Here is a 19,882-nt window from a genome sequence, read left to right on the forward strand (position 1 = left end):
TCGTGTGCTGATCGTCTCGGGTGGCGCGGCCGGCCGGTCCGGCCGACGACCCGGGGTGAGCCGCGGGCAGTGCACCCGGGCCTCGTCGGTTGGTCTGCTCGTCCTCGTGGAGGTCCTCGCGAGGGCCGATCACTCCGTTCGGTCGGTGCGGTCGCTCTGAACGCGCACACTGTGCCTATCACTCTGCGCGGACTCACCCGGTGCGATTCGCTCTTCGCGATTCGCCCGGCGCGGATCGCTACGGACGGATCGCGCCCGGCGAATCGCAGCGGCAGATCACTGGGGACGGCTCACCCGGGCGGGTGCCGGTTCACCTATCGTCACACGCACAGTGTGGCCGACCGCACTGACAGCCGGTCAGTCCTCGGTCCGGTCCGTTTCCCCCCGGAGGTCCCTGCCGCCCAACCCACGGGGCTTCCCCTGCGAGGGTGGATCCTCGTGACGGCGTGTGAGGGGTTTCGACGGCACGGCACCGGCGGCGAGTTCGAACTCGGCACGCGGATGCTCCAGCGAACCGAGCGAGACGATCTCCCGCTTGAAGAGCCCCGACAGCGTCCATTCCGCCAGGATGCGCGCCTTGCGGTTGAAGGTGGGCATACGGCTCAGGTGGTACACACGGTGCATCAGCCAGGCCGGATAGCCCTTCAGCTTACGGCCGTACACATGGGCGACGCCCTTGTGCAGCCCGAGTGAGGCCACGGAGCCGACATATGCGTGTGCGTACTCCTTGAGGGGTTCCCCGCGCAGTGACGCGACGATGTTCTCGGCGAGCACCTTGGTCTGGCGTACGGCGTGCTGGGCGTTCGGAGCCGTCACCTTTCCCGGCTCCGGCGAGGTGACGTCGGGTACGGCGGCGGCGTCACCGGCCGCCCAGGCGTGTGACACGCCCTCGACGGTGAGCTGGGCGGTGCACCTGAGGCGGCCGTGGTCGTTGAGGGGGAGATCGGTCGAGCCGAGGACGGGAGCGGGTTTGACGCCGGCGGTCCACACCACGGTGCGGGTCGGAAGGTGACTGCCGTCGCTGAGGACGGCGACGCGGTTCTCGCAGGAGTCGAGCCGTGTTCCCAGCCGTACGTCGATATTGCGTGCGCGCAGCTCGCGGATGGCGTACGTGCCCATCGCCTCGCCGACTTCGGGGAGGATGCGGTCGCTTGCCTCGACCAGGACCCATTTCAGGTCGCCGGGCTTGATGTTGCGGTAGTAGCGCGTCGCGTAGCGGGCCATGTCCTCCAGCTCGGCGAGCGCTTCGACGCCCGCGTAGCCGCCGCCGACGAACACGAAGGTGAGAGCCGCGTCGCGCAGTCCCGGTTCACGGGTGGAGGAGGCGATGTCCATCTGCTCGATGACGTGGTTGCGCAGACCGATGGCCTCCTCGACGGTCTTGAACCCGATGGCGAACGTGGCGAGGCCGGGGACCGGGAGGGTGCGCGAGACCGAGCCGGGGGCGATGACCAGCTCGTCGTAGCCGATCTGGATCGGGCCCGTGCCCTCCTCGTCCGCGGCGAGAGTGGTGACCGTCGCGGTGCGTTTGGCGTGGTCGAGGGACCGGACCTCGCCGATCAGGATCGTGCACCGGTCCAGCACCCGGCGGAGCGGGACGACCACATGGCGCGGCGAGATGGAGCCGGCGGCCGCCTCGGGGAGGAAGGGCTGGTAGGTCATGTACGGCTCGGGCGTGACGACGAGGATCTCGACCTCGCCGCTGCCCAGCTCCCCCTTGAGTCTCTTCTGGAGGCGGAGCGCGGTGTACATGCCCACGTAGCCACCACCGACGACGAGAATGCGTGTGCGCGGCGAGGAGCCGGGGGCCGTGTCCCGGGAGTATGCAGCCTTCACCATCCCATGACGCAACGCCGTCAGGCGTTTGTCCACAGGCTCGACGAATTGTGTGACCGGAGGTTTTGGCCGAGCATCGTCGGTCCGATTTGTGGGCGTAAGGGAAAGCGTGCAGGTCAGCGCGGGTGAGGGGGAGAGCGGGAGCGGGCGGAATCGGGAATGTTCCGGCCCTTGCTCCGATCGGGGGGCACACCGTGCGGAAGAGCCCCTTCTGAATTGACCCCGACTCAACTATGTTCGTACCTCGTCGGGGCGAGCGGACCGTGACTGGTCCCATTCATCTCACCCCGACTGTCAGGGGAGGGCGTCTCCGGGGGGAGACGACATCATTACCGGGGGAACGGGTATGCACATTCAGGACTCGCATTGGCAGACCGCTGTCGCTTCCGACGGCAGTGGGCACGCGGTGAGGGGACCGGTGACCTCGGCAGCGACCACTGCGGGGGCTGCCGGGGCTTCGGGAGCTGTGACCGGCTCCATGGCCGGGGCCACGAGGCGTTCGGCACCGCTGCGCGTGGACGCGCAGCGCAATCTCGAGCACGTACTGCGCGCCGCGCGCGAGGTGTTCGGCGAGCTGGGCTACGGCGCGCCGATGGAGGACGTGGCCAGGCGCGCACGCGTCGGGGTCGGCACGGTCTACCGCCGCTTCCCGAGCAAGGACGTGCTGGTGCGGCGGATAGCCGAGGAGGAGACGTCCCGGCTCACGGAGCAGGCACGTGCCGCTCTGGGCCAGGAGGAGGAGCCGTGGTCGGCCCTCTCGCGCTTCCTGCGCACTTCGGTCGCCTCGGGAGCGGGGCGGCTGCTGCCCCCGCATGTGCTGCGGGTCGGTGTGGACGTGGACGACTCGACGGTCGTCCCCGAGATCCTAGGCGGCGCACAGGACATCGGGCGGGAGAGCCAGGCAGAGCCGCGGGTGCCACAGCAGCGGCAGGGCTTCGCCGGACAGCCCGATCTGCGGGTGGTCGGGGCGCTGCGGCCGCCGGCCGTGGAGCCGTCGGCCGAGCGGATCGACGCCGGAGCCGGGGAGCTGCTGGAGGTCGTCGGGCAGCTCGTCGACCGCGCACGGGCCGCGGGTGAGCTGAGGAGCGATGTCACCGTTGCCGACGTGCTGCTGGTGATAGCCACGGCGGCTCCGTCACTGCCGGATGCGGCGCAGCAGGCGGCGGCTTCGGCCCGCCTGCTGGACATCCTGCTGGAGGGTCTGCGGTCGCGGCCGATGTGACGGCAACCGGCGGGGGTTCTTCCGCCGGTGGAGGAGGGTGAGTCGAGCCGGGCCTGCCCAATCCGCTCAGCATGCCCCAGACGAGTGAACGCTCGCGCCGGGTTCCGGAAGGTTTCCACGGATGAGTGGATGCCTGACGAGTGCGTCCTGATGGATGCCGCTCTGTGACACTCTGGGCCGATGTTCGGGTTATTGGGGTGTGTACGGGGGCTTCCTCGATGAGCAATGACGGTCGCGACGAACCACTCGGCGGTACGACCGGGCCGCAGGCCGGCACCCCGCCCCGCGGACGCATCCCGAGCCAGGGGGGCGGCCCGGGCCGCCCGCGCAGGGACGGAGCTACCTCCGGGCCCGCACACGCGAGGCGGCCCGGCCCCGAGGTGCCGCCGCAGCGGGCGGGGGCGGACGGACCCGATGGCGAGGCCACCGTCCTCGAACCGCCGCCGTCCGACACCGCGTTGATCGAGCGGATGCGGGACGGAGACGACAGCGCCTACGCGGAGCTGTTCCGCCGGCACTCCAAGGGCGTGCGCCGCTATGCCCGGAGCTGCTGCCGCGACGAGCACACCGCGGACGATCTGACCGCGGAAGTGTTCACGCGCACGCTGCAGGCGGTGCGGGTCGGCGCCGGACCCGAGCATGCGGTGCGGGCGTATCTGCTCACGGCCGTACGACGGGTGGCCGCCGACTGGGCGAGGACCTCGAAGCGGGAGCAGCTGGTCGAGGACTTCGCCGTCTTCGCCGACCAGGCCGCTCGCCCGTCCCATGCGCCGGCGCCCGGCAGCCACGATCCGGGCGCGGACGTGCGGGCGATGCACAAGGCGGAGCAGTCTCTGGTCGTACGGGCCTTCCGCTCACTGCCCGAGCGCTGGCAGGCGGTGCTCTGGCACACGGCCGTCGAAGCGGAGTCGCCCGGAGAGGTGGCACCGCTGTTCGGACTGAGCGCCAATGCCACCGCCGTCCTCGCCAGCCGGGCCCGTGAAGGGCTTCGACAGGCCTATCTGCAGGCGCATGTGAGCACCGCACTCACCGCGGGCGGGGACTGCGCGCAGTACGCCGACCGGCTCGGGGCGTACGCCCGGGGCCGCCTGAGGATGCGGGCCGAACGCGGTCTGCGCAAGCACTTGGAGAAATGCGTCCGCTGCCGGCTGGCCGCGGGTGAGCTGGAGCAGGTCAACGCGAGGATTCCGGCCGTGCTGCCGGTCGCGGTCATCGGCTGGTCCGCCGCCGGGTACACGCTCAAGGCCACCGGGATCGCGGCGGGTGGTGCCGGGGTGGCTGCCGCCTCGGGGGCCGCCGCGGCCGGTGGATCAGGCACCGCCGCGGGTGCGGGAGCGTCGGGCGCTTCGACCGGAACGTCCGGTGGGGCGGCGGGGACCGGAGCCTCCGCAGGCACGGGGGCACAGGGCGGCGCAGTGTCGGCGGGGGTACTGGGAGCTCCGGCGAAGGCCGGGCTGGTGGCGGTCGTGACGGGCATCGCCGCGGCAGCGGCGCTCGTCTGGCTGCTCTCGGCCGATCCGGAGAACGCCCTGCCCGAGCAGAAGGCGAAGCCGCCTGCCACACAGCCCGTCGTACCGGAAGGCTCAGCGCCGTCGCAGGGTCCGGAGCTCCCTCCCTCGTCTGCTCCCCCACTTGTGCCGCGGGCGTCTGCCTCACCCGGCGAGCCGTCGCGCGGTGCGGGCGTGGCCCACTCACCCGCCACCGCCCCGGCCCCCGCCTCACGGCCCTCCTCCTCCGCTCAGCCGTCGCCCCGGCCCGGGCCGGGGCGGCCCACGGCACCGGCCCCGGTCCCCGCACCGCCGTCCGCGGCGGCCGAGCCGGTCGTCTACCACGTCAACCGACTGGCGTACCGGACGTTCGGCCGCCCCACCGGTCCGGAGATCCGGCTCGGCACGGGCAATTGGCTGTGGCAGCGCACGGACCTGCCGGTCGGCGGCACGCGGTACGAGCACGGCATCTCGGTCCGCGCCAGGTCGTCCGTCGCCATCGACCTCAACCGCCCGTGCAGGGCTTTCGATGCGCTGGCCGGTGTCGACGATGCCACCCTGGGCCGGGGCTCGGTGCGTTTCTCGGTGTACGGGGACGGGACACGGCTGTGGCAGTCACCGGTGATGCGACGCGGTGACGCGGCGGTCCCGGTGAGCGTCGGCATCGCGGGACACCGGACGATCCGGCTGGCCGTGGAGCCCCGGACGCCGTTCGGCGCAGTGGCGCTGGCGGACTGGGCGCTGGCACGCATCAGCTGCGGCTGAGCACGACCGGCGATTGCGCCGCGGCTGAACGCACCGCCTCGTCCGACGCCGGGCGTCCAGGAGTCCAGGAGTCCAGGAGTCCAGGAGTCCAGGAGTCCCCTAAGGATTGTCGCCGGCCACGGCCGCCTCGAGCGCCTCGATGACCGTGGTGATGCCGAGCCCGGCTCCCACGGCCTGTTCGGCCGCGAACGCCTCGTCGCCGAGCGCCGTCCGCGTCCTCAGCTCGATCGCATCCGTCATACGGCGCTCGGGGGCCGACCGGTGCAGACCGGCCCGCCAGGCACCGGCCGCGGCGACGACCCGCACCGCGAGCCGGTCCTCACCGAGCAACGGCAGCACGGTCGCGGCGCTCTCGGCGAGATGGGCCACGATGATCTCCGAGCAACGGGCTGTCTGCGCCCTGCGCAGGGCCGCGACAAGCCCGCGCGCCCCGACCAGGACCCTTTCCGACGCCCCGTCCCGCACTCCACCAGGCTCCGCCTCCTGGACGGTGATCCGCGCCGCGAGGGCGTCGAGCACCGCCGCGAACTGCGGGGGAGGCGTGCCGCCGGCGCACGCCCGCTGGGCCTCGCCGACGAACTCCCGGGCCCGGCCCGTCTCACCGCGTTCCAGGGTGATCACGCCGCGCAGATAGTCGATGTACCCCAATGCGTCGCGGACGTTGTGGTGCGTGGCCTCGGCGCCGGCTTCGTCCAGCCCCTTCTCCGCCGCTTCCGTATCCCCCCGGCGGAAGTCCAGATCGGCGATCCGCGCCAGCAGAAACGGCGCCTCGGCCAGGGCCCCGACCTCGCGGGCGATTCCCAGTGCCTCGGCGAACGCGGCCTGTGCGTCGTCGTAGCGGCCCCGCATGAGGCTCGCCTCGGCGACGGCGCTCTGCACCTGGGACCGGAGCCAGCGGTCCCCGACGCTGCGACTGAGCTCGCGCAGCTCGGCGAGGTCGTCGTCGACGGAGGCGAGGCCGCCCATGTGGTCGATGGCCAGATGGGTACGGAACATCAGCATGACCGCGATCTCCCAGTCCCCGCCGTGGCGGCGGCAGTTGAGCACGGCGGCGTCGAGGGTCGGCAGGATGTTGTCGGGCCCGTCGATGAGATAGCTGGTGAACGGCCACATCAGACCGGGGAAGCGGGCAGCCGCAGGCCCGCCCGCGCCGAAGACGGCCCCCAGCCGGTACATGGTGCTCCGGGTGTTCGGGTCCTTGAGGAAGTCCGCGCTCGACTGGTCCTCGAAACCCAGGAAGAGCTGCAGCATGCTCACGTGCAGACGGGGCCAGTAGCGGGGATCGTCGGGTTCGTCGCCCGGGTCGGGGGTGACCGAGAGCGCCCGGTCGACCCAGGCCAGCCCCTCGGGGCGGTAGTTGCGCAGCCACCAGAACCAGGCCATCGCGAGGACCAGGCGGACCGCGTCGCCCTCGCGCCCATCGGCGGTGGTGGCGCGGTGGAGGACGGCACGGATGTTGTCCAGGTCGGCCTCCAGCCGCCGGATCCACGGGAGCTGCCGGCCGGACCGGAGCTCCGGGTCGGCCCGCTCGACCAGGGCCGTGAAGTGCGCGGTGTGGGCCCGCTCGGCCGCCTCGAGGAGCTCCGGTGTCTCGCCGGCGCGTTCGGCGGCGTACTCGTGGATGGTCTCCAGCAGCCGGAAGCGCATCTGGCCGGCGCCGTCGGGAGCGACCGTGACCAGGGACTTGTCGACGAGGGCGCCGAGCAGCGCCGCGGCGTCCGGTGTACCGGTGACCGCCTCGGCGGCGGCCAGGTCCCAGCCGCCGGAGAAGACGGACACCTGGCGCAGCACGGACCGTTCGCCCTCGTCGAGCAGCTCCCAGGACCAGTCGACGACGGCGCGCAGGGTCTGCTGGCGGGGCATGACGGTACGGCTGCCGCTGGTGAGCAACCGGAAGCGGTCGTCGAGGCGGTCGGCGATCTGGCGTGGGGTGAGCAGACGAAGGCGGGCCGCGGCGAGCTCGATGGCGAGGGGCAGACCGTCGAGACGGTGGCAGATCTCGGCAGCCGCCGCGGGATCGTCCTGCACGCGGAAACGGGGGTTGGCGGCAGTGCCGCGGTCGGCGAGCAGCCGGAGGGCCGAATCGTGGGACAGCGAGTCCACGGGGCGGACGGACTCGCCGGGCACACCCAGTGGCTCGCGGCTGGTGGCGAGGACTCGCAAGCCTGGGCAGTGGGTGAGCAGGGTCTCGGCGAGCGCCGCGGCCGCGTCGATCACATGCTCGCAGTTGTCGAGGATGAGCAGCAGGCTGCGGTGCGCGAGGTGTTCGACGAGCTGGGCGGTGGGGTCGTCGTGGGGCGGCTGGCCCTCGCGGGTGATCAGATTGGTCTCGCGCAGTCCGAGGGCGGAGAGTACGGCTCCGGGTACGGCGGCCGGGTCGTCGAGCGGTGCCAGTTCGGCGAGCCATGCAGGGGCGTGTGGGGCGTACGGGGCGTCTGTGCGGGGGTGCGGGTCTGCGCCGGTGTGCGCGGTGCCGGTGTGAGGGTGCGGCGGGGAGCTGTGCCGACTGCCCGCGGCTTCCTCGGCGAGGCGGGTCTTGCCGGCCCCGCCAGGGCCGATGAGGGTGACGAGCCGCGACCGGGTCAGATCGCCGCGGATCGCGAGGAGTTCGGGACCGCGGCCCACGAAGGAAGTGAGACGGGGGCGGAGGTTGCCCTCGGGCTGTTGCGGGTCAGGGGTGCGTGGCCCGCCGGGGGCGGTGGTCGCCGAGGACGGGTCCGGGCTGCGCGGCACCCTGGCCGGTTCGAGCAACTGCTCGTACAGCAGGTCGAGCTCGGGCCCCGGGTCCGTACCGAGGCCGTCGGCCAGGGCACGGCGGGCTTCCTCGTACGCGGCGAGGGCATCGGCGTGCCGGCCTTCGGCACGCAGGGCGCGGATGAGCTGGGCGCGAAGGGTTTCGTCGTAGGGGTGCGCAGCGGTGAGCTCCCCGAGCTCGGGTACGAGGGTGGCGGTGTCCCCGCGCCGGAGATCGGCCTCGACGCGGTGCCGCACGGCGGCCAGACGCTGGGCCTCCGGGCGCACACCGATGTGCCGGCCCGGGAGGTCCGCGAAGGCGGGGCCCCGCCACAGGGCGAGCGCCTGACGGAGCGTGGCGGCCGCGGCGGCGGGGTCCGCGGCGTCGAGCTGCGCGGTGCCGGTGCGTACGAGGTGCTCGAAGACATGGAGGTCGATGTCGTCCGGCGTGGCCGCGAGCCGGTAGCCGCCGGGGGTGGACTCCACGGCCTCTTTGCCCAGGACGCGCCTCAGCCGCCCGACGAGTGCCTGCAGGGCGGCGGGGGCGTCGTGGGGCGGGTCCCCGTCCCACACATCGTCGACGAGCTCCGTCACGGAGGCGCTGCGGCCGCCCCGGTGGGCCAGCGCCGCGAGGAGCGCCCGCAGCCTCGCGCCTCCGACGGGGAGGGGTCGACCACAGTGGTCGCGCGCTTCGGTGACGCCGAGGATGAGATACCGCACGGGGTCATTGTCGCGAAGGGTCCTCGCGGGGGCTCGGCCTTTTCCGGGGGACGGCCCCGGAGTGCGCGAGCGCACCCCGGGCGGCGGCCGGGTCGCCGAGCCGCTCGAAGGTGTCGGCCAGCCTCAGCTGCAGCGCCCCTGTGCACCCCGCGCCACGCACTCCGCACCCCGCGCTGCCGACGCAGCGCGCGCCTAGTGACCTGAGTCGGAGGTTCTTCGTTAGTTCGGTGTGAGTCGTCCTGGACCGAAGATCCCGCCGCTGTTGTTGACTGATGCCCAACGGGCTGTGCTTCTGGGGTGGGTGCGTCGGCGTACGACGGCTCAGGCTCTGGCCCAGCGGTCGCGGATCGTGCTGGAGTGCGCCGAGGGGCACTCGATCTCGGAGGTGTCGCGGTGTCTGGGGGTGGCTGCGGATACGGTCCGTACCTGGCGGCGTCGCTTTCTGGAGCGAGGCTTGGACGGCTTGTGCGACGAACCGAGGCCAGGCGTCCCGCGGAAGATCACCGATGCTGATGTCGAGCGGGTCATCGTCAAGACGCTCGAAGAGCGGCCGGCTAACGCAACGCACTGGTCGACCCGGTCAATGGCTGCCGCCACCGGGATGTCGCAGTCGACGGTCTCCCGGATCTGGCGGGCGTTCGCCCTGGCTCCGCACCGCTCGCAGACCTTCAAACTGTCCACCGACCCATACTTCATCGACAAGGTCCGCGACGTTGTCGGTCTCTACCTCGACCCACCGGAGAAGGCCCTGGTCCTGTGCGTGGACGAGAAGTCTCAGATCCAGGCTCTGGACCGGTCTCAGCCCGTGCTGCCGATAATGCCCGGCGTTCCCGAGCGTCGCAGCCACGACTACGTCCGGGCCGGCACCACGACCCTGTTCGCGGCCCTGGAAGTGGCCACCGGCAAGATCATCGGTTCCCTCCACCGTCGTCACCGTGCTATCGAGTTCAAGAAGTTCCTCACCAAGCTGGACAAGGAGGTACCCGCGGACCTCGAGGTCCATCTGATCCTGGACAACTACGCCACCCACAAGACAGCAGCCATCAAGCAGTGGCTCCTGGCTCACCCTCGCTTCCACCTGCACTTCACCCCCACCAGCGCGTCCTGGTTGAACCTGGTCGAGCGATGGTTCGCCGAACTCACGCAAAAGAAGCTCAAGCGCGGCGTCCACCGCTCCGTCCAGGCCCTCGAACGCGACATCCGCACCTGGCTCACCGACTGGAACACCAACCCACGGCCATTCGTCTGGACGAAGACCGCCGACGAGATCCTCGACAAAGTCGCCGCCTACTGCCGACGAATCTCTGACTCAGGTCACTAGGGGGTTTCTGATGGATCTCCGTGGAGGAAGGAGCGGCGTCCGGTGCGTGCTCTCGGAGTGCCGGTTGGAAGCCCTCGTACGGGACGTACTTGGGCTTTCGGCCGGTGCGGCGAGTGGGGGTACCTCCCACGCCGTAAGGCCGTGGGGGCGTGCCGGGCGTCGCGACGCCGCGGAGATCCGGCAGAAGCCCCCTACCCCCGCAAGCTCGGCTTCGGCGGTACCCCCGCCGCGACCGCCCGGCTCCGCGGCGCCGCCGTCCCCGTCCAGCAGGTGCCGCGCCGCGCGAGCAGGCGCCGCAGCCACAGCTCGGTCGAGACCAGCTCCGCGAGGCCGTCCAGCGGCACCGGCTCGCCCTCCGACGCCGCGCGCAGCGCCTTGCGGACCACCCTCGCCTCCACCAGGCCCGCGTCCGCGAGCAGCGGTGTGTCGAAGAGCGCCAGCAGTTCCGGCAGGGCAAGCCGCAGCCCCAGACGGGTGGCCGCCGTCGAGGCCGCCTGGGACGGAGCGCCCCAGCCCGGCGGAAGGTCGTGGATTCCTGCGCCGGCGAGGACCGACCGCAGCACCGCCGCCCGGGCGCCGGGCTGGACCCGCAATGCTTCGGGCAGATCGCGGGCGGCCCGGACGACCTGGTTGTCGAGGAACGGCGCGTGCAGCCGCTGACTGCGTACCTCGGCCGCCTGTTCCAGCACCCGGTGGTCCGCCGCATGGCGGGCGAGCGCCGCCCGGGCCCGGGCCTCGCCCGGCCGCAGCACCGGCGTCGGCCGGGTCGCCGCGGCCTGAAGGCGAACCGATACTTCGGCGAGTGCCTCCCCCGTGAGCCAGCGCGCCGCGGGCCCCGGGCGGGACCAGGCGAGGGCGGCCAGGGACGCGCCGAGCGGACCGTTCACCGAGGGCACGGCCCGGTTGGCCGACGGCAGATGGGCCGCCGCGGACTCCAGCCCCGCACGGTAGGGCGTACGTGCCAGCCTGCGCGCCGCCCGGTACACCGTCAGCGGTACGAGCAGCGCCCCGGCCGGTGTCCCCTGGGCGCGCGCCAGTGCCGAGACGGGCTTGAGCAGCGGTCGGCGTCGGCGGTCCATCAGAAGGTCGGCGAGCCGGGCCGGATGGGCGTCCAGGACCTGGCGTGCCCCGAGTCCGGTGAAATGGTCGGCGCTGCCCGAGGCCAGCCGGCGCCGGTGGCGTTCCGCCAGTACCAGGGAGGGTCCCGGCTCGTCCGTGAGCGGTCCGGAGGCCAGGTCCGCGTAGGGCAGCGCCTCCTCCCCCGCGGCGACGACGACATGGTGCAGCCGTGGGTTCTCGGCGATGAGCCGGGCCCGTTCGAGCTCGGCCTCCCGCCCTTCGCCGGCGGCCAGGTCGTTGAAGGTGACGGCGAGCAGCCGCTCACCGGCGCCGGTGCCGTGCCCCAGTATCGTGCCGGGCACTCCGGGCAGCCCCGCCGCGAGCAGGGCCAGGGTCGCGGATGCGCTCCCCCCGGACAGGTCGGCTCCTATGCCGGGAGCCGGCGCGCCCCGTGCCGCTCGGCGGTCGGCCGGTCCCATGCCGGGTACGGGGCCCGGGTCGGGCGGCAGTACCCCGGGCGCGTGCCGGGGGGCGGTGAGCCGGGCGCGTACGGCATCGACGAGCGCGTCCCGCATCGCGTCCATGGCCCGGTCGTCCTCGAGTTGGGGCGCGGCGACGGCGAGCGAGGCGACCGGTTCGTATCCGGTGATCTCGCGTGAGCCCTCCCTGAGGATCAGCGCGTGCCCGGGCGGGATGCGCTTCACACCGGTGTAGGGAGTGGAGTCGCGCAGTGCCTCCGGGGTCTCGGGGCAGGCCAGCAGCGCGGCGAGATGGCCGATGTCGAGCTGCGCCTCGATGAGGTCGGCCAGCGGCAGTGCGGCGGTGGCGTAGGCCGTTCCGCCGGCCCAGGGCGTGTAGAACACCGGCCGGGCGCCCGCCAGATCGCTCGTGATGGTGATGCGGCGGCCGATCTGCACCACCGCCGTGTAGCTGCCGGCCCAGGAGGTGAGATGGCGCAGCGCGCCGCCGCGCGCCGCGAGGAGCCCCACCCGTAGCTCCTCGTCACTGGCCGCGCAACAGCCCAGCACGGCCAGGCGGGTGATGGAGCCGCCGGATGCGTCGGCCGTGACGACGCGCACCTCGTCGGGCCGCCAGTCGCCGACGGCCCAGAGGGGATCGGGGTCGCCCCACAGCAGTTGTGCGCCCACGGGGTGCACGGTGCGCTGCTCCTCGCCCTGGCCCGGCGGGGCGCCCGGTCCCGGCGGTGCGCCCTGGCCCGGTCTTCCCGATCCGACGGAGCCCGCCGTGCCGAAGCTTGCGGCGATACTGCTCCACCCGACCAGCCACCGCATCGCGCCTCCACAGCCTGTGGACAACCCTCATGCCCGGCACGCGCGATTCGGTACATCCGATACACCGATTCGACACACACCGATGAGGACATGCTGCCACGACAACGGCGCGCAGGAGTGTCTCCAGGTCGCGTACGCAAAAAGTGAACGCGCCCCTGGCATGGGCCATATGACCACGACCCGGCGGGGACCGGCGGCACACCCCCGGCGGCCCGGCGGCACGCTCCCGGCGAGGGCCTCGCCGCACGCTCCCGGAGGAAGCACGGAGCCACCCCCGGGGAACGCACCCAACCGCCCCCGGAAGGGCGGCATTCGGCCATTCTCCGAACACCCGGAATCCGAACACCGGTCCGGGAACCCGCTCGCACGCACGGCCCGGGAGACGTATCGCCGCCTCCCGGACCGGTCCGCCGCCCGCGGGGATTGAGACGGCGGTGTCCCCCAGCCCACTGGATCCCTGTGCCAGTGGGCCGACCCACGCAGGACTCATCGAAGCGCTGCCGCCACGACCGGGCGAGAGCGCACGGACGGGCGCACGGCCACACGGCGGGAGCACGGCCGAGCGCGGCTCGCGCACACGCGCACGATCCGGGGCCCGGCACCGAACCCACCACAATCTCGCCATACGGGACACCACCTCTTAACGGTCGGGATCCGGCGAACTACGCTGTGTGGCACTGCTGTTCTCCGCGGGGGGCATATTCCGAGGGGCTCGGCCACACGCTCTTGCGGGCGGGCCGGGGACCCACGGTGGAGCCGCCGGCGGATGCCATGCCTCCAGGGGAGAACGCAGTACGAATGCCGCGCGCCCGCACCGGGTGCCCCGGCGGCCGTCTGTGTGTCGAGGGGTGGCGCATGTCCAGGGAGCAACGCGGGCCGAACGAGAAGCTCGGCACCGTTCTCGCCCTCGCGGGAATCAGCAACGCGGGCCTCGCCCGGCGCGTCAACGACCTCGGAGCGCAGCGCGGCCTGACCCTGCGCTACGACAAGACGTCGGTGGCGAGATGGGTGTCGAAGGGCATGGTGCCCCAGGGCGCCGCGCCCCATCTCATCGCCGCCGCCATCGGACAGAAGCTGGGCCGGCCGGTGCCGCTGCACGAGATCGGTCTCGCCGACGCCGACCCGGCACCCGAGGTCGGGCTCGCCTTCCCGCGTGACGTGGGCGAGGCGGTGAAGGCGGCCACCGAGCTCTACCGGCTCGATCTGGCGGGGCGGCGCGCGGGAGGCGGCGGGATCTGGCAGTCGCTGGCCGGATCGTTCGCGGTGAGCGCCTACGCCACCCCGGCCTCCCGCTGGCTGATCACGCCCGCCGACCCTTCGGTCGAGCGCGATGTGGCGCGCCCCGCGGGCCGCGCCGACGAGCGTCCCGCGGACGGCGGCCCCGAGGGCACGACCGCGGAGAACCCGTCCGAAGAGCATGTCCGGGTCGGCCACACCGATGTGGCCAAGCTCCGCGAGGCCGCCGAGGACGCCCGCCGCTGGGACTCCAAGTACGGCGGCGGGGACTGGCGTTCGTCAATGGTCCCCGAGTGTCTGCGCGTCGACGCGGCGCCGCTGCTCCTCGGTTCGTACTCGGACGAGGTCGGCCGGGCACTGTTCGGGGCGACCGCCGAACTCACCCGGCTGGCGGGCTGGATGGCCTTCGACACCGGACAGCAGGAGGCGGCACAGCGGTACTACATCCAGGCGCTGCGCCTGGCCCGGGCGGCGGCCGACGTGCCGCTCGGCGGGTATGTGCTGGCGTCGATGTCCCTGCAGGCGACCTACCGGGGCTTCGCCGACGAGGGCGTCGACCTCGCGCAGGCGGCGGTGGAGCGCAACCGCGGACTGGCCACCGCCCGGACGATGAGCTTCTTCCGGCTGGTGGAGGCGCGGGCGCACGCGAAGGCGAGCGACGCGGCCGCGGCCGGTGCCGCGCTGAGGGCCGCGGAAAGCTGGCTGGAGCGTGCCCGCGAGGGCGACGCGGACCCGTCGTGGCTCGGCTTCTACTCGTACGACCGATTCGCCGCCGACGCCGCCGAGTGCTACCGCGATCTGAAGGCACCACGCCAGGTGCGCCGCTTCACCGAGCAGGCACTGTCGCGGCCGACGGACGAGTACGTACGCTCGCACGGGCTGCGGCTCGTGGTGAGCGCCGTCGCCGAACTGGAATCGGGCAATCTGGACGCGGCCTGCGCGGCGGGGACACGGGCGGTGGAAGTCGCGGGCCGGATCTCGTCCGCGCGTACGACCGAATACGTCCGGGACCTGCTGCACCGGCTGGAGCCGTACGGGGACGAGCCGAGGGTGGCGGAGCTGCGGGAGCGAGCCCGGCCGCTGCTGATGGCGCCGGCGTGAGCCGCCCCCGGGGCGAAGTGACCCACGGCACCCCATCCGGCGCTCCGGGCTGGTTTGACGCCGCTGTCGGCGGGCCAGTGCATCATCGGAGGGAGCGGCCGTCGCACAGCCGCTCCCGGATGCCGTGTCCCCGGCGGGGCACAGCCGGGGTGGGAGGTGTGGGATGACAGCGGCGTACGACTGCGACGTGCTGGTGATCGGTGGCGGGATCATCGGTCTGTCGACGGCGTATGCGGTGACGCGCTCGGCCCCCGGGACCTCGGTGACGGTGCTGGAGAAGGAGCCCGGCCCCGCCCGGCACCAGACCGGACGCAACAGCGGAGTGATCCACAGCGGTATCTACTACCGGCCGGGATCGCTGAAGGCACGTTTCGCCGTCAGCGGCGCGGCGGAGATGGTCAAGTTCTGCGCCGAATACGGGATCCCGCACGAGGTCACGGGCAAGCTGATCGTCGCCACCGGCAGCGAGGAGCTGCCGCGGCTGCACGCCCTGGTGCAGCGCGGCAGGGAGAACGGGATTCCGGTGCGTGAGCTCGGCCCCGCGCAGATAACGGAGCACGAGCCGCAGGTACGCGGAGTCGCGGCGATCCATGTCGGCACGACCGGGGTGTGCGACTTCGGCGCGGTCGCCGCGCAGCTCGCGGAGGTGGCGGGCGCCTCGGGCGCGGAGATCCTCTACGGCGAGCAGGCGCAGGCGGTCGACCGGCGCCCGTGGGGGGTGGCGGTGCGCACTTCGACCGGGAGGATCGTCCGGGCCCGGGTGCTGGTGAACACGGCGGGGCTGCACTGCGACGAGCTGGCCCGTCTGGCCGGCGACGAGCCCGGGATGCGGATCGTCCCCTTCCGGGGGGAGTACTACGAGCTGGTCCGCCCCGAGCTGGTGCGGGGGCTGGTGTATCCGGTGCCGGACCCCGCGTTCCCCTTCCTCGGGGTCCATCTCACCCGGGGGGTCGAGGGGGGTGTCCACGTCGGCCCGAACGCCGTGCCGGCCCTCGCCCGCGAGGGATACGACTGGTCCACGGTCCGTCCGCGCGAGCTCGCCTCGACACTCGGCTGGCCCGGCTCCTGGCGGATAGCGCGCCGCCACTGGCGCTACGGCGCCGGTGAGCTGCACCGTTCGCTGTCGAAGCGTGCCTTCACGGAAGCGGTCCGCCGATTGCTTCCCGCGGTCACGGAGGACGATCTTCGGCCGGTCGCCGCGGGTGTGCGCGCCCAGGCGGTGCTGCGTGACGGCACCCTCGTGGACGACTTCCTCATCCGGGAGGCCCCGCGCACGGTGCACATCCTGAACGCCCCGTCTCCGGCGGCGACCGCCTCCCTCCCGATCGGCCGCGAGGTGGCACGCCGCGCGCTCGCACGGCTCTCCTGAGCCGCGCTCCGCCCGAGGCACGGGCCCCCCACCGGCCCTGCCCCCGCGCGTACAATCGGGGCATTGTGTCTGAGTTCCAGAGCGTCACCGACGTCACCACCGAAGCCGCCCCGCCGGCGGTCGGGCCCCGTGTCGTCGCGGCCCGCGCCAAGGGTGAGCCGCGGTTTCCCGGAGGCCCCGCCGCGGATCCGGCCGGGTCGCACCACGAGCGGCGCATCCGCAGTTTCCAGCCGCGCCGCAGCCGGGTGACCGCCGGGCAGGACGACGCGCTGCGGCGGCTGTGGCCCGTCTGGGGGCTGGACATCGACGGACTGCGGACGCTCGATCCGGACGAGATGTTCGGCGGTCTGCCGGTCGTCCTGGAGATCGGCTTCGGGATGGGTGAGGCGACCGCGCAGATGGCGGCGGCCGACCCCGGCACCGGCATTCTCGCCGTCGATGTGCACACCCCCGGGCAGGGAAATCTCCTGGGGCTCGCGGAGCGCATGGGCCTCGACAACGTCCGGGTGGCCAACGGTGACGCGATCATCCTGCTGCGCGAGATGCTCACCCCGGACGCGCTGGACGGCCTCCGTGTCTACTTCCCGGATCCGTGGCCCAAGAAGCGCCACCACAAGCGCCGGCTGATCCAGCCCGACTTCCTCACACTCGCCGCGACCCGGATGAAGCCCGGCGCCGTGCTGCACTGCGCCACCGACTGGGAGCCGTACGCGGAGCAGATGCTCGCGGTGCTCTCGGCGCACCCGGACTTCGAGAACACCAGGGAGGACGGCGGCTTCGCGCCCCGTCCCCCGTTCCGGCCGCTGACCCGGTTCGAGGGCCAGGGCCTGGACAAGGGGCATGTGGTGCACGACCTGCTGTTCCGCAGGAGTGCCCGCTAGGTCCTGTGGCCGTGCAGGGCGCCGCGAGCCGGTGAACCTATCCGGCCACAGCACTAGGTCCTGTCGTCTGGACGGAAGCCGTACCGGTGACGGCGCCCGACGTGCCCCGTGACACGTCCGGAATGCCTGTTAACGCATCGCGCGCTGTCAGTCGTGCTCGTTAGGGTCGTCGGGTGTCCGACCGGTCCCGGCTGCCGTACCCCACGGCGCCCCACCCCCTCGTCCCGGCCTGCGACGAGCACGTGCTCTTCGACGCCGTGCCGGAGCGTGCGCGCTGGCGCTACAAGCCGCGCCGCTCCCTCTGGGGCAACACGGCGGTGCGCGCCTGGGCCGTGATCACCCTGCTGGTCCTGTGCGGCCTGGTCATCCTGGCACTGGTCCGCGAGCAGACCGGCACCGAGGGCTTCCTGGTGGGCCTCGGCCTCGCTCTCCTGCCGGTGCCGCTGCTGATGGCGGCGTTCCGCTGGCTGGACCGGGTCGAGCCGTGCCCGTGGCCGAACCTTCTCTTCTCCTTCGCCTGGGGCGCCTGCGCCGCCGCGCTCGTCGCGATCATCGCGAACTCCTTCGCGACCCAGTGGATAGCGACCGCGACGGCCGATCCGGCGTCGGCCGACACGATCGGCGCCACGGTCATCGCTCCCGTCGTGGAGGAGAGCGCCAAGGCGGCCGCCGTGCTGCTCCTCTTCCTCTTCCGCAGGAGGGACTTCACCGGAATCGTCGACGGCGTCGTCGTGGCCGGGTTCACCGCGACCGGTTTCGCCTTCACCGAGAACGTCCTCTATCTCGGCAACGCCTTCCTCGAGGACCAGGAGTTCGGCCGTTCGGGCTTCGCGTCCGTCACGGCGGCGACCTTCTTCGTACGGATCGTGATGTCGCCGTTCGCGCATCCGCTCTTCACCGTGCTCACGGGCATCGGATTCGGTGCCGCCGCGCTCACCGCCCGGCGCCGCCGGCTGCGCAGGACCGTGCTGCCTCTGCTCGGCCTCACCCTGGCGATCGGGGCGCACGCCCTGTGGAACGGCTCGGCGGTCTTCGGCCCCTGGGGTTTCTACGCGGTGTACGGGGCCGTCATGGTGCCTGCCTTCGCCCTGCTGACCTGGCTGGCGGTCTGGACCCGGCAACGCGAGCTGCGTACGGTCGCGGCCCAGCTTCCCGCGTACGCGGCGGCAGGCTGGCTCTCCCCCGCCGAGCCACAGGCCCTGTCCTCGATGCAGACCCGCACGATGGCCCGCGATCTCGTCAACCGCGCCCACGGGGGCATGGCGGCCCGCGCCGTGTCGGAGTACGAGGCGTTCGCGACCTCGCTCGCCTTCCTCCGCCACCGGGCTTACCAAGGCACGGCGGGTCCCGACTTCATCGCCCGTGAGCAGGAGCTGCTCCACCACCTCTGGCAGCGCAGGCACATCGCGTCCCCGGCTCTGACGCATGCCGCCAGGGCGACGGGCCGCGTACGGGTGCCGCCGCCACACAGGGACTACGAGGGGTACAACCCCTACCGGGCTTAGGGTCGGCTTAGGGGATGGCTTAGGGTCCGTCTTCCAGGGCTTCCGGGACTTCAGGCCGGGATCAGAGGCTGAGGCCCTTGCCCCGCAGCCATGCCGCCGGGTCCACCCCGTCGCCGCCCGACGTGTGCACCTCGAGGTGCAGATGCGGACCGGTCACATTGCCGGTGGCGCCCACACGCCCGATGGTCTCGCCGGTCGCGACGCTCTGGCCCGCGCCGACGGTCATCGAGGACAGATGGCAGTACCAGATCTCGGTGCCGTCCTCGAGCTCCAGCACGATGCGGTACCCGTACGCCCCCGACCAGCCGGCGGACTTGACGGTCCCTCCGTGCACGGCCTTGGCAGGCGTTCCCGTGGGGGCCGCGAAGTCGAGTCCGGTGTGGTAGCCGGACGACCACATGGAGCCGGCCTCGCCGAACGTGGAGGTGAGGGTGTACGAGGACGTCGGCAGCGAGTAGCTCGCGGCCAGCTTGGCGAGCCGCTCGGCCTCCGCCGCTTCTTCGGCCTTCCGCTTCGCCTCTTCGGCCTCGCGCTTCGCTTCCGCGGCCTGGGCCTCGGCCGCCGACTGCTGCTTGTTGGCATCCGCGGCGGCCTTCACGGCGGCAGCCTGCTCGGCCGCGTTCGTGGCCTCCGCTTCGACTTCGGCCTGCTGCTGCTCGGCCTGCTGGAGGATCCGGGCACGCAGGGCCTCACCCGCGTTGCCCTGCTGGGAGCCGGCCTGTGTGGCGGTGTCGGAGACGGGCTGCGCGGTCAGCGGCCGGGCATTGGCGTCATCGTCCTGCTCGTCGGAATCGTCCGAGATCAGGTCGCCGACCCCGGGAAGCGACGCGGCGTCCGGCAGATTGTCCGTGATGGTGTCCGGCAGGGAGATGGATACCGCCGGCTTGTCCTGGGCGGTGGCCATGCCACCCGCACCGACGGCGGCGATCACCCCGACGCCGAGGACGGTGGAGCTGCGCGCGAGTCCGTTGCGCTGCTTGGCGACGCGGTGCCTGCCGCGGACCGGACGAACGGTCTCCTCGGTGGGGTTCCATTCCTCCGCCCCGGAGGAGAGGTTCCACTCGGCGGTCGGAGGCCACTCGGTGGTGGGAAACTCCTGGAGGGCAGGCTCGTTTGACGCCACGGAGGCGTGCTCCTTTCCTTCCTTCTCGCCTACCGGGTTAGCTGACGGGTTCGGAGCAGGAAGGTCTCCTACGGGCACGACGAAGCACCCGATTCACCCCAATTGGTGGTTCCCCGGTTCCCTTGCGGGATTCGGCGCATGCGCACGGTGCCGCCTCTTGCGGCGGCTGGGACGACCGCGCTGCGTTATCGAACGTTAATAGACACCGAGGCCGTATTCCAAGCCGTTCCCG

General features: G+C 72.4%; 11 protein-coding genes and 1 riboswitch. Of the genes, 7 read left to right on the top strand and 4 right to left on the bottom strand.

The window, feature by feature from the left end; translation table 11 throughout:
- Positions 1–357: 357 nt before the first annotated feature.
- Positions 358–1,839 carry an NAD(P)/FAD-dependent oxidoreductase gene (locus tag ACTWOL_RS17695; protein ID WP_474297702.1) on the bottom strand — a complete coding sequence of 494 codons (1,482 nt, stop codon included), beginning with the start codon at positions 1,837–1,839 and terminating at the stop codon, positions 358–360.
- Between the two features lie 463 nt (positions 1,840–2,302).
- Here ACTWOL_RS17695 and ACTWOL_RS17700 point away from each other — a divergent pair, with 463 nt between their 5' ends.
- On the top strand, positions 2,303–3,058 hold the full coding sequence (locus tag ACTWOL_RS17700) for a TetR/AcrR family transcriptional regulator (RefSeq protein WP_474297703.1): 756 nt from the start codon (positions 2,303–2,305) through the stop codon (positions 3,056–3,058).
- Between the two features lie 218 nt (positions 3,059–3,276).
- The gene (locus tag ACTWOL_RS17705; protein ID WP_474297704.1) at positions 3,277–5,310 is read left to right on the top strand and encodes a sigma-70 family RNA polymerase sigma factor; all 2,034 of its coding nucleotides are present in this window, start codon (positions 3,277–3,279) and stop codon (positions 5,308–5,310) included.
- A 99-nt stretch (positions 5,311–5,409) separates the two neighbouring features.
- On the opposite strand, the gene ACTWOL_RS17710 is transcribed toward ACTWOL_RS17705, so the two are convergent.
- Entirely contained in the window at positions 5,410–8,763 is a 3,354-nt protein-coding gene (locus ACTWOL_RS17710; RefSeq protein WP_474297706.1) for an AfsR/SARP family transcriptional regulator, read from the bottom strand.
- A 229-nt stretch (positions 8,764–8,992) separates the two neighbouring features.
- On the opposite strand from ACTWOL_RS17710, the gene ACTWOL_RS17715 reads away from it, so the two are divergent.
- Entirely contained in the window at positions 8,993–10,084 is a 1,092-nt protein-coding gene (locus tag ACTWOL_RS17715) for an IS630 family transposase (protein WP_474296322.1), read from the top strand.
- Between the two features lie 191 nt (positions 10,085–10,275).
- Here ACTWOL_RS17715 and ACTWOL_RS17720 read toward each other — a convergent pair whose 3' ends face one another.
- The gene (locus ACTWOL_RS17720; RefSeq protein ID WP_474297707.1) at positions 10,276–12,435 is read right to left on the bottom strand and encodes an asparagine synthase-related protein; all 2,160 of its coding nucleotides are present in this window, start codon (positions 12,433–12,435) and stop codon (positions 10,276–10,278) included.
- 855 nt (positions 12,436–13,290) lie between these two features.
- Here ACTWOL_RS17720 and ACTWOL_RS17725 point away from each other — a divergent pair.
- From ACTWOL_RS17725 to ACTWOL_RS17740, 4 genes are all read left to right on the top strand, one after another.
- Positions 13,291–14,772, top strand: a complete 1,482-nt coding sequence (locus ACTWOL_RS17725) for a hypothetical protein (protein ID WP_474297709.1) — start codon at positions 13,291–13,293, stop codon at positions 14,770–14,772.
- Between the two features lie 163 nt (positions 14,773–14,935).
- Entirely contained in the window at positions 14,936–16,141 is a 1,206-nt protein-coding gene (gene lhgO / locus ACTWOL_RS17730; protein WP_474297710.1) for an L-2-hydroxyglutarate oxidase, read from the top strand.
- Between the two features lie 215 nt (positions 16,142–16,356).
- Positions 16,357–17,022, top strand: coding sequence for a tRNA (guanosine(46)-N7)-methyltransferase TrmB (gene trmB / locus ACTWOL_RS17735; protein WP_474301184.1), 666 nt, complete (start codon positions 16,357–16,359; stop codon positions 17,020–17,022).
- 173 nt (positions 17,023–17,195) lie between these two features.
- Complete coding sequence (locus ACTWOL_RS17740; RefSeq protein WP_474297711.1) at positions 17,196–18,527, top strand: PrsW family intramembrane metalloprotease; 1,332 nt, start codon at positions 17,196–17,198, stop codon at positions 18,525–18,527.
- A 61-nt stretch (positions 18,528–18,588) separates the two neighbouring features.
- On the opposite strand, the gene ACTWOL_RS17745 is transcribed toward ACTWOL_RS17740, so the two are convergent.
- Entirely contained in the window at positions 18,589–19,650 is a 1,062-nt protein-coding gene (locus ACTWOL_RS17745) for a M23 family metallopeptidase (protein ID WP_474297712.1), read from the bottom strand.
- An 11-nt stretch (positions 19,651–19,661) separates the two neighbouring features.
- Positions 19,662–19,797: riboswitch (cyclic di-AMP (ydaO/yuaA leader) on the bottom strand.
- Positions 19,798–19,882: the final 85 nt, after the last annotated feature.

It is taken from the genome of Micromonospora sp. IBHARD003 (assembly GCF_056106285.1).

Coding starts and splice junctions, on each gene's coding strand:
- ACTWOL_RS17695 (WP_474297702.1), bottom strand. CDS start 1,839: ATGGTGAAGGCTGCATACTCCCGGGACACGGCCCCCGGCTCCTCGCCG.
- ACTWOL_RS17705 (WP_474297704.1), top strand. CDS start 3,277: ATGAGCAATGACGGTCGCGACGAACCACTCGGCGGTACGACCGGGCCG.
- lhgO (WP_474297710.1), top strand. CDS start 14,936: ATGACAGCGGCGTACGACTGCGACGTGCTGGTGATCGGTGGCGGGATC.
- ACTWOL_RS17720 (WP_474297707.1), bottom strand. CDS start 12,435: ATGCGGTGGCTGGTCGGGTGGAGCAGTATCGCCGCAAGCTTCGGCACG.
- ACTWOL_RS17725 (WP_474297709.1), top strand. CDS start 13,291: ATGTCCAGGGAGCAACGCGGGCCGAACGAGAAGCTCGGCACCGTTCTC.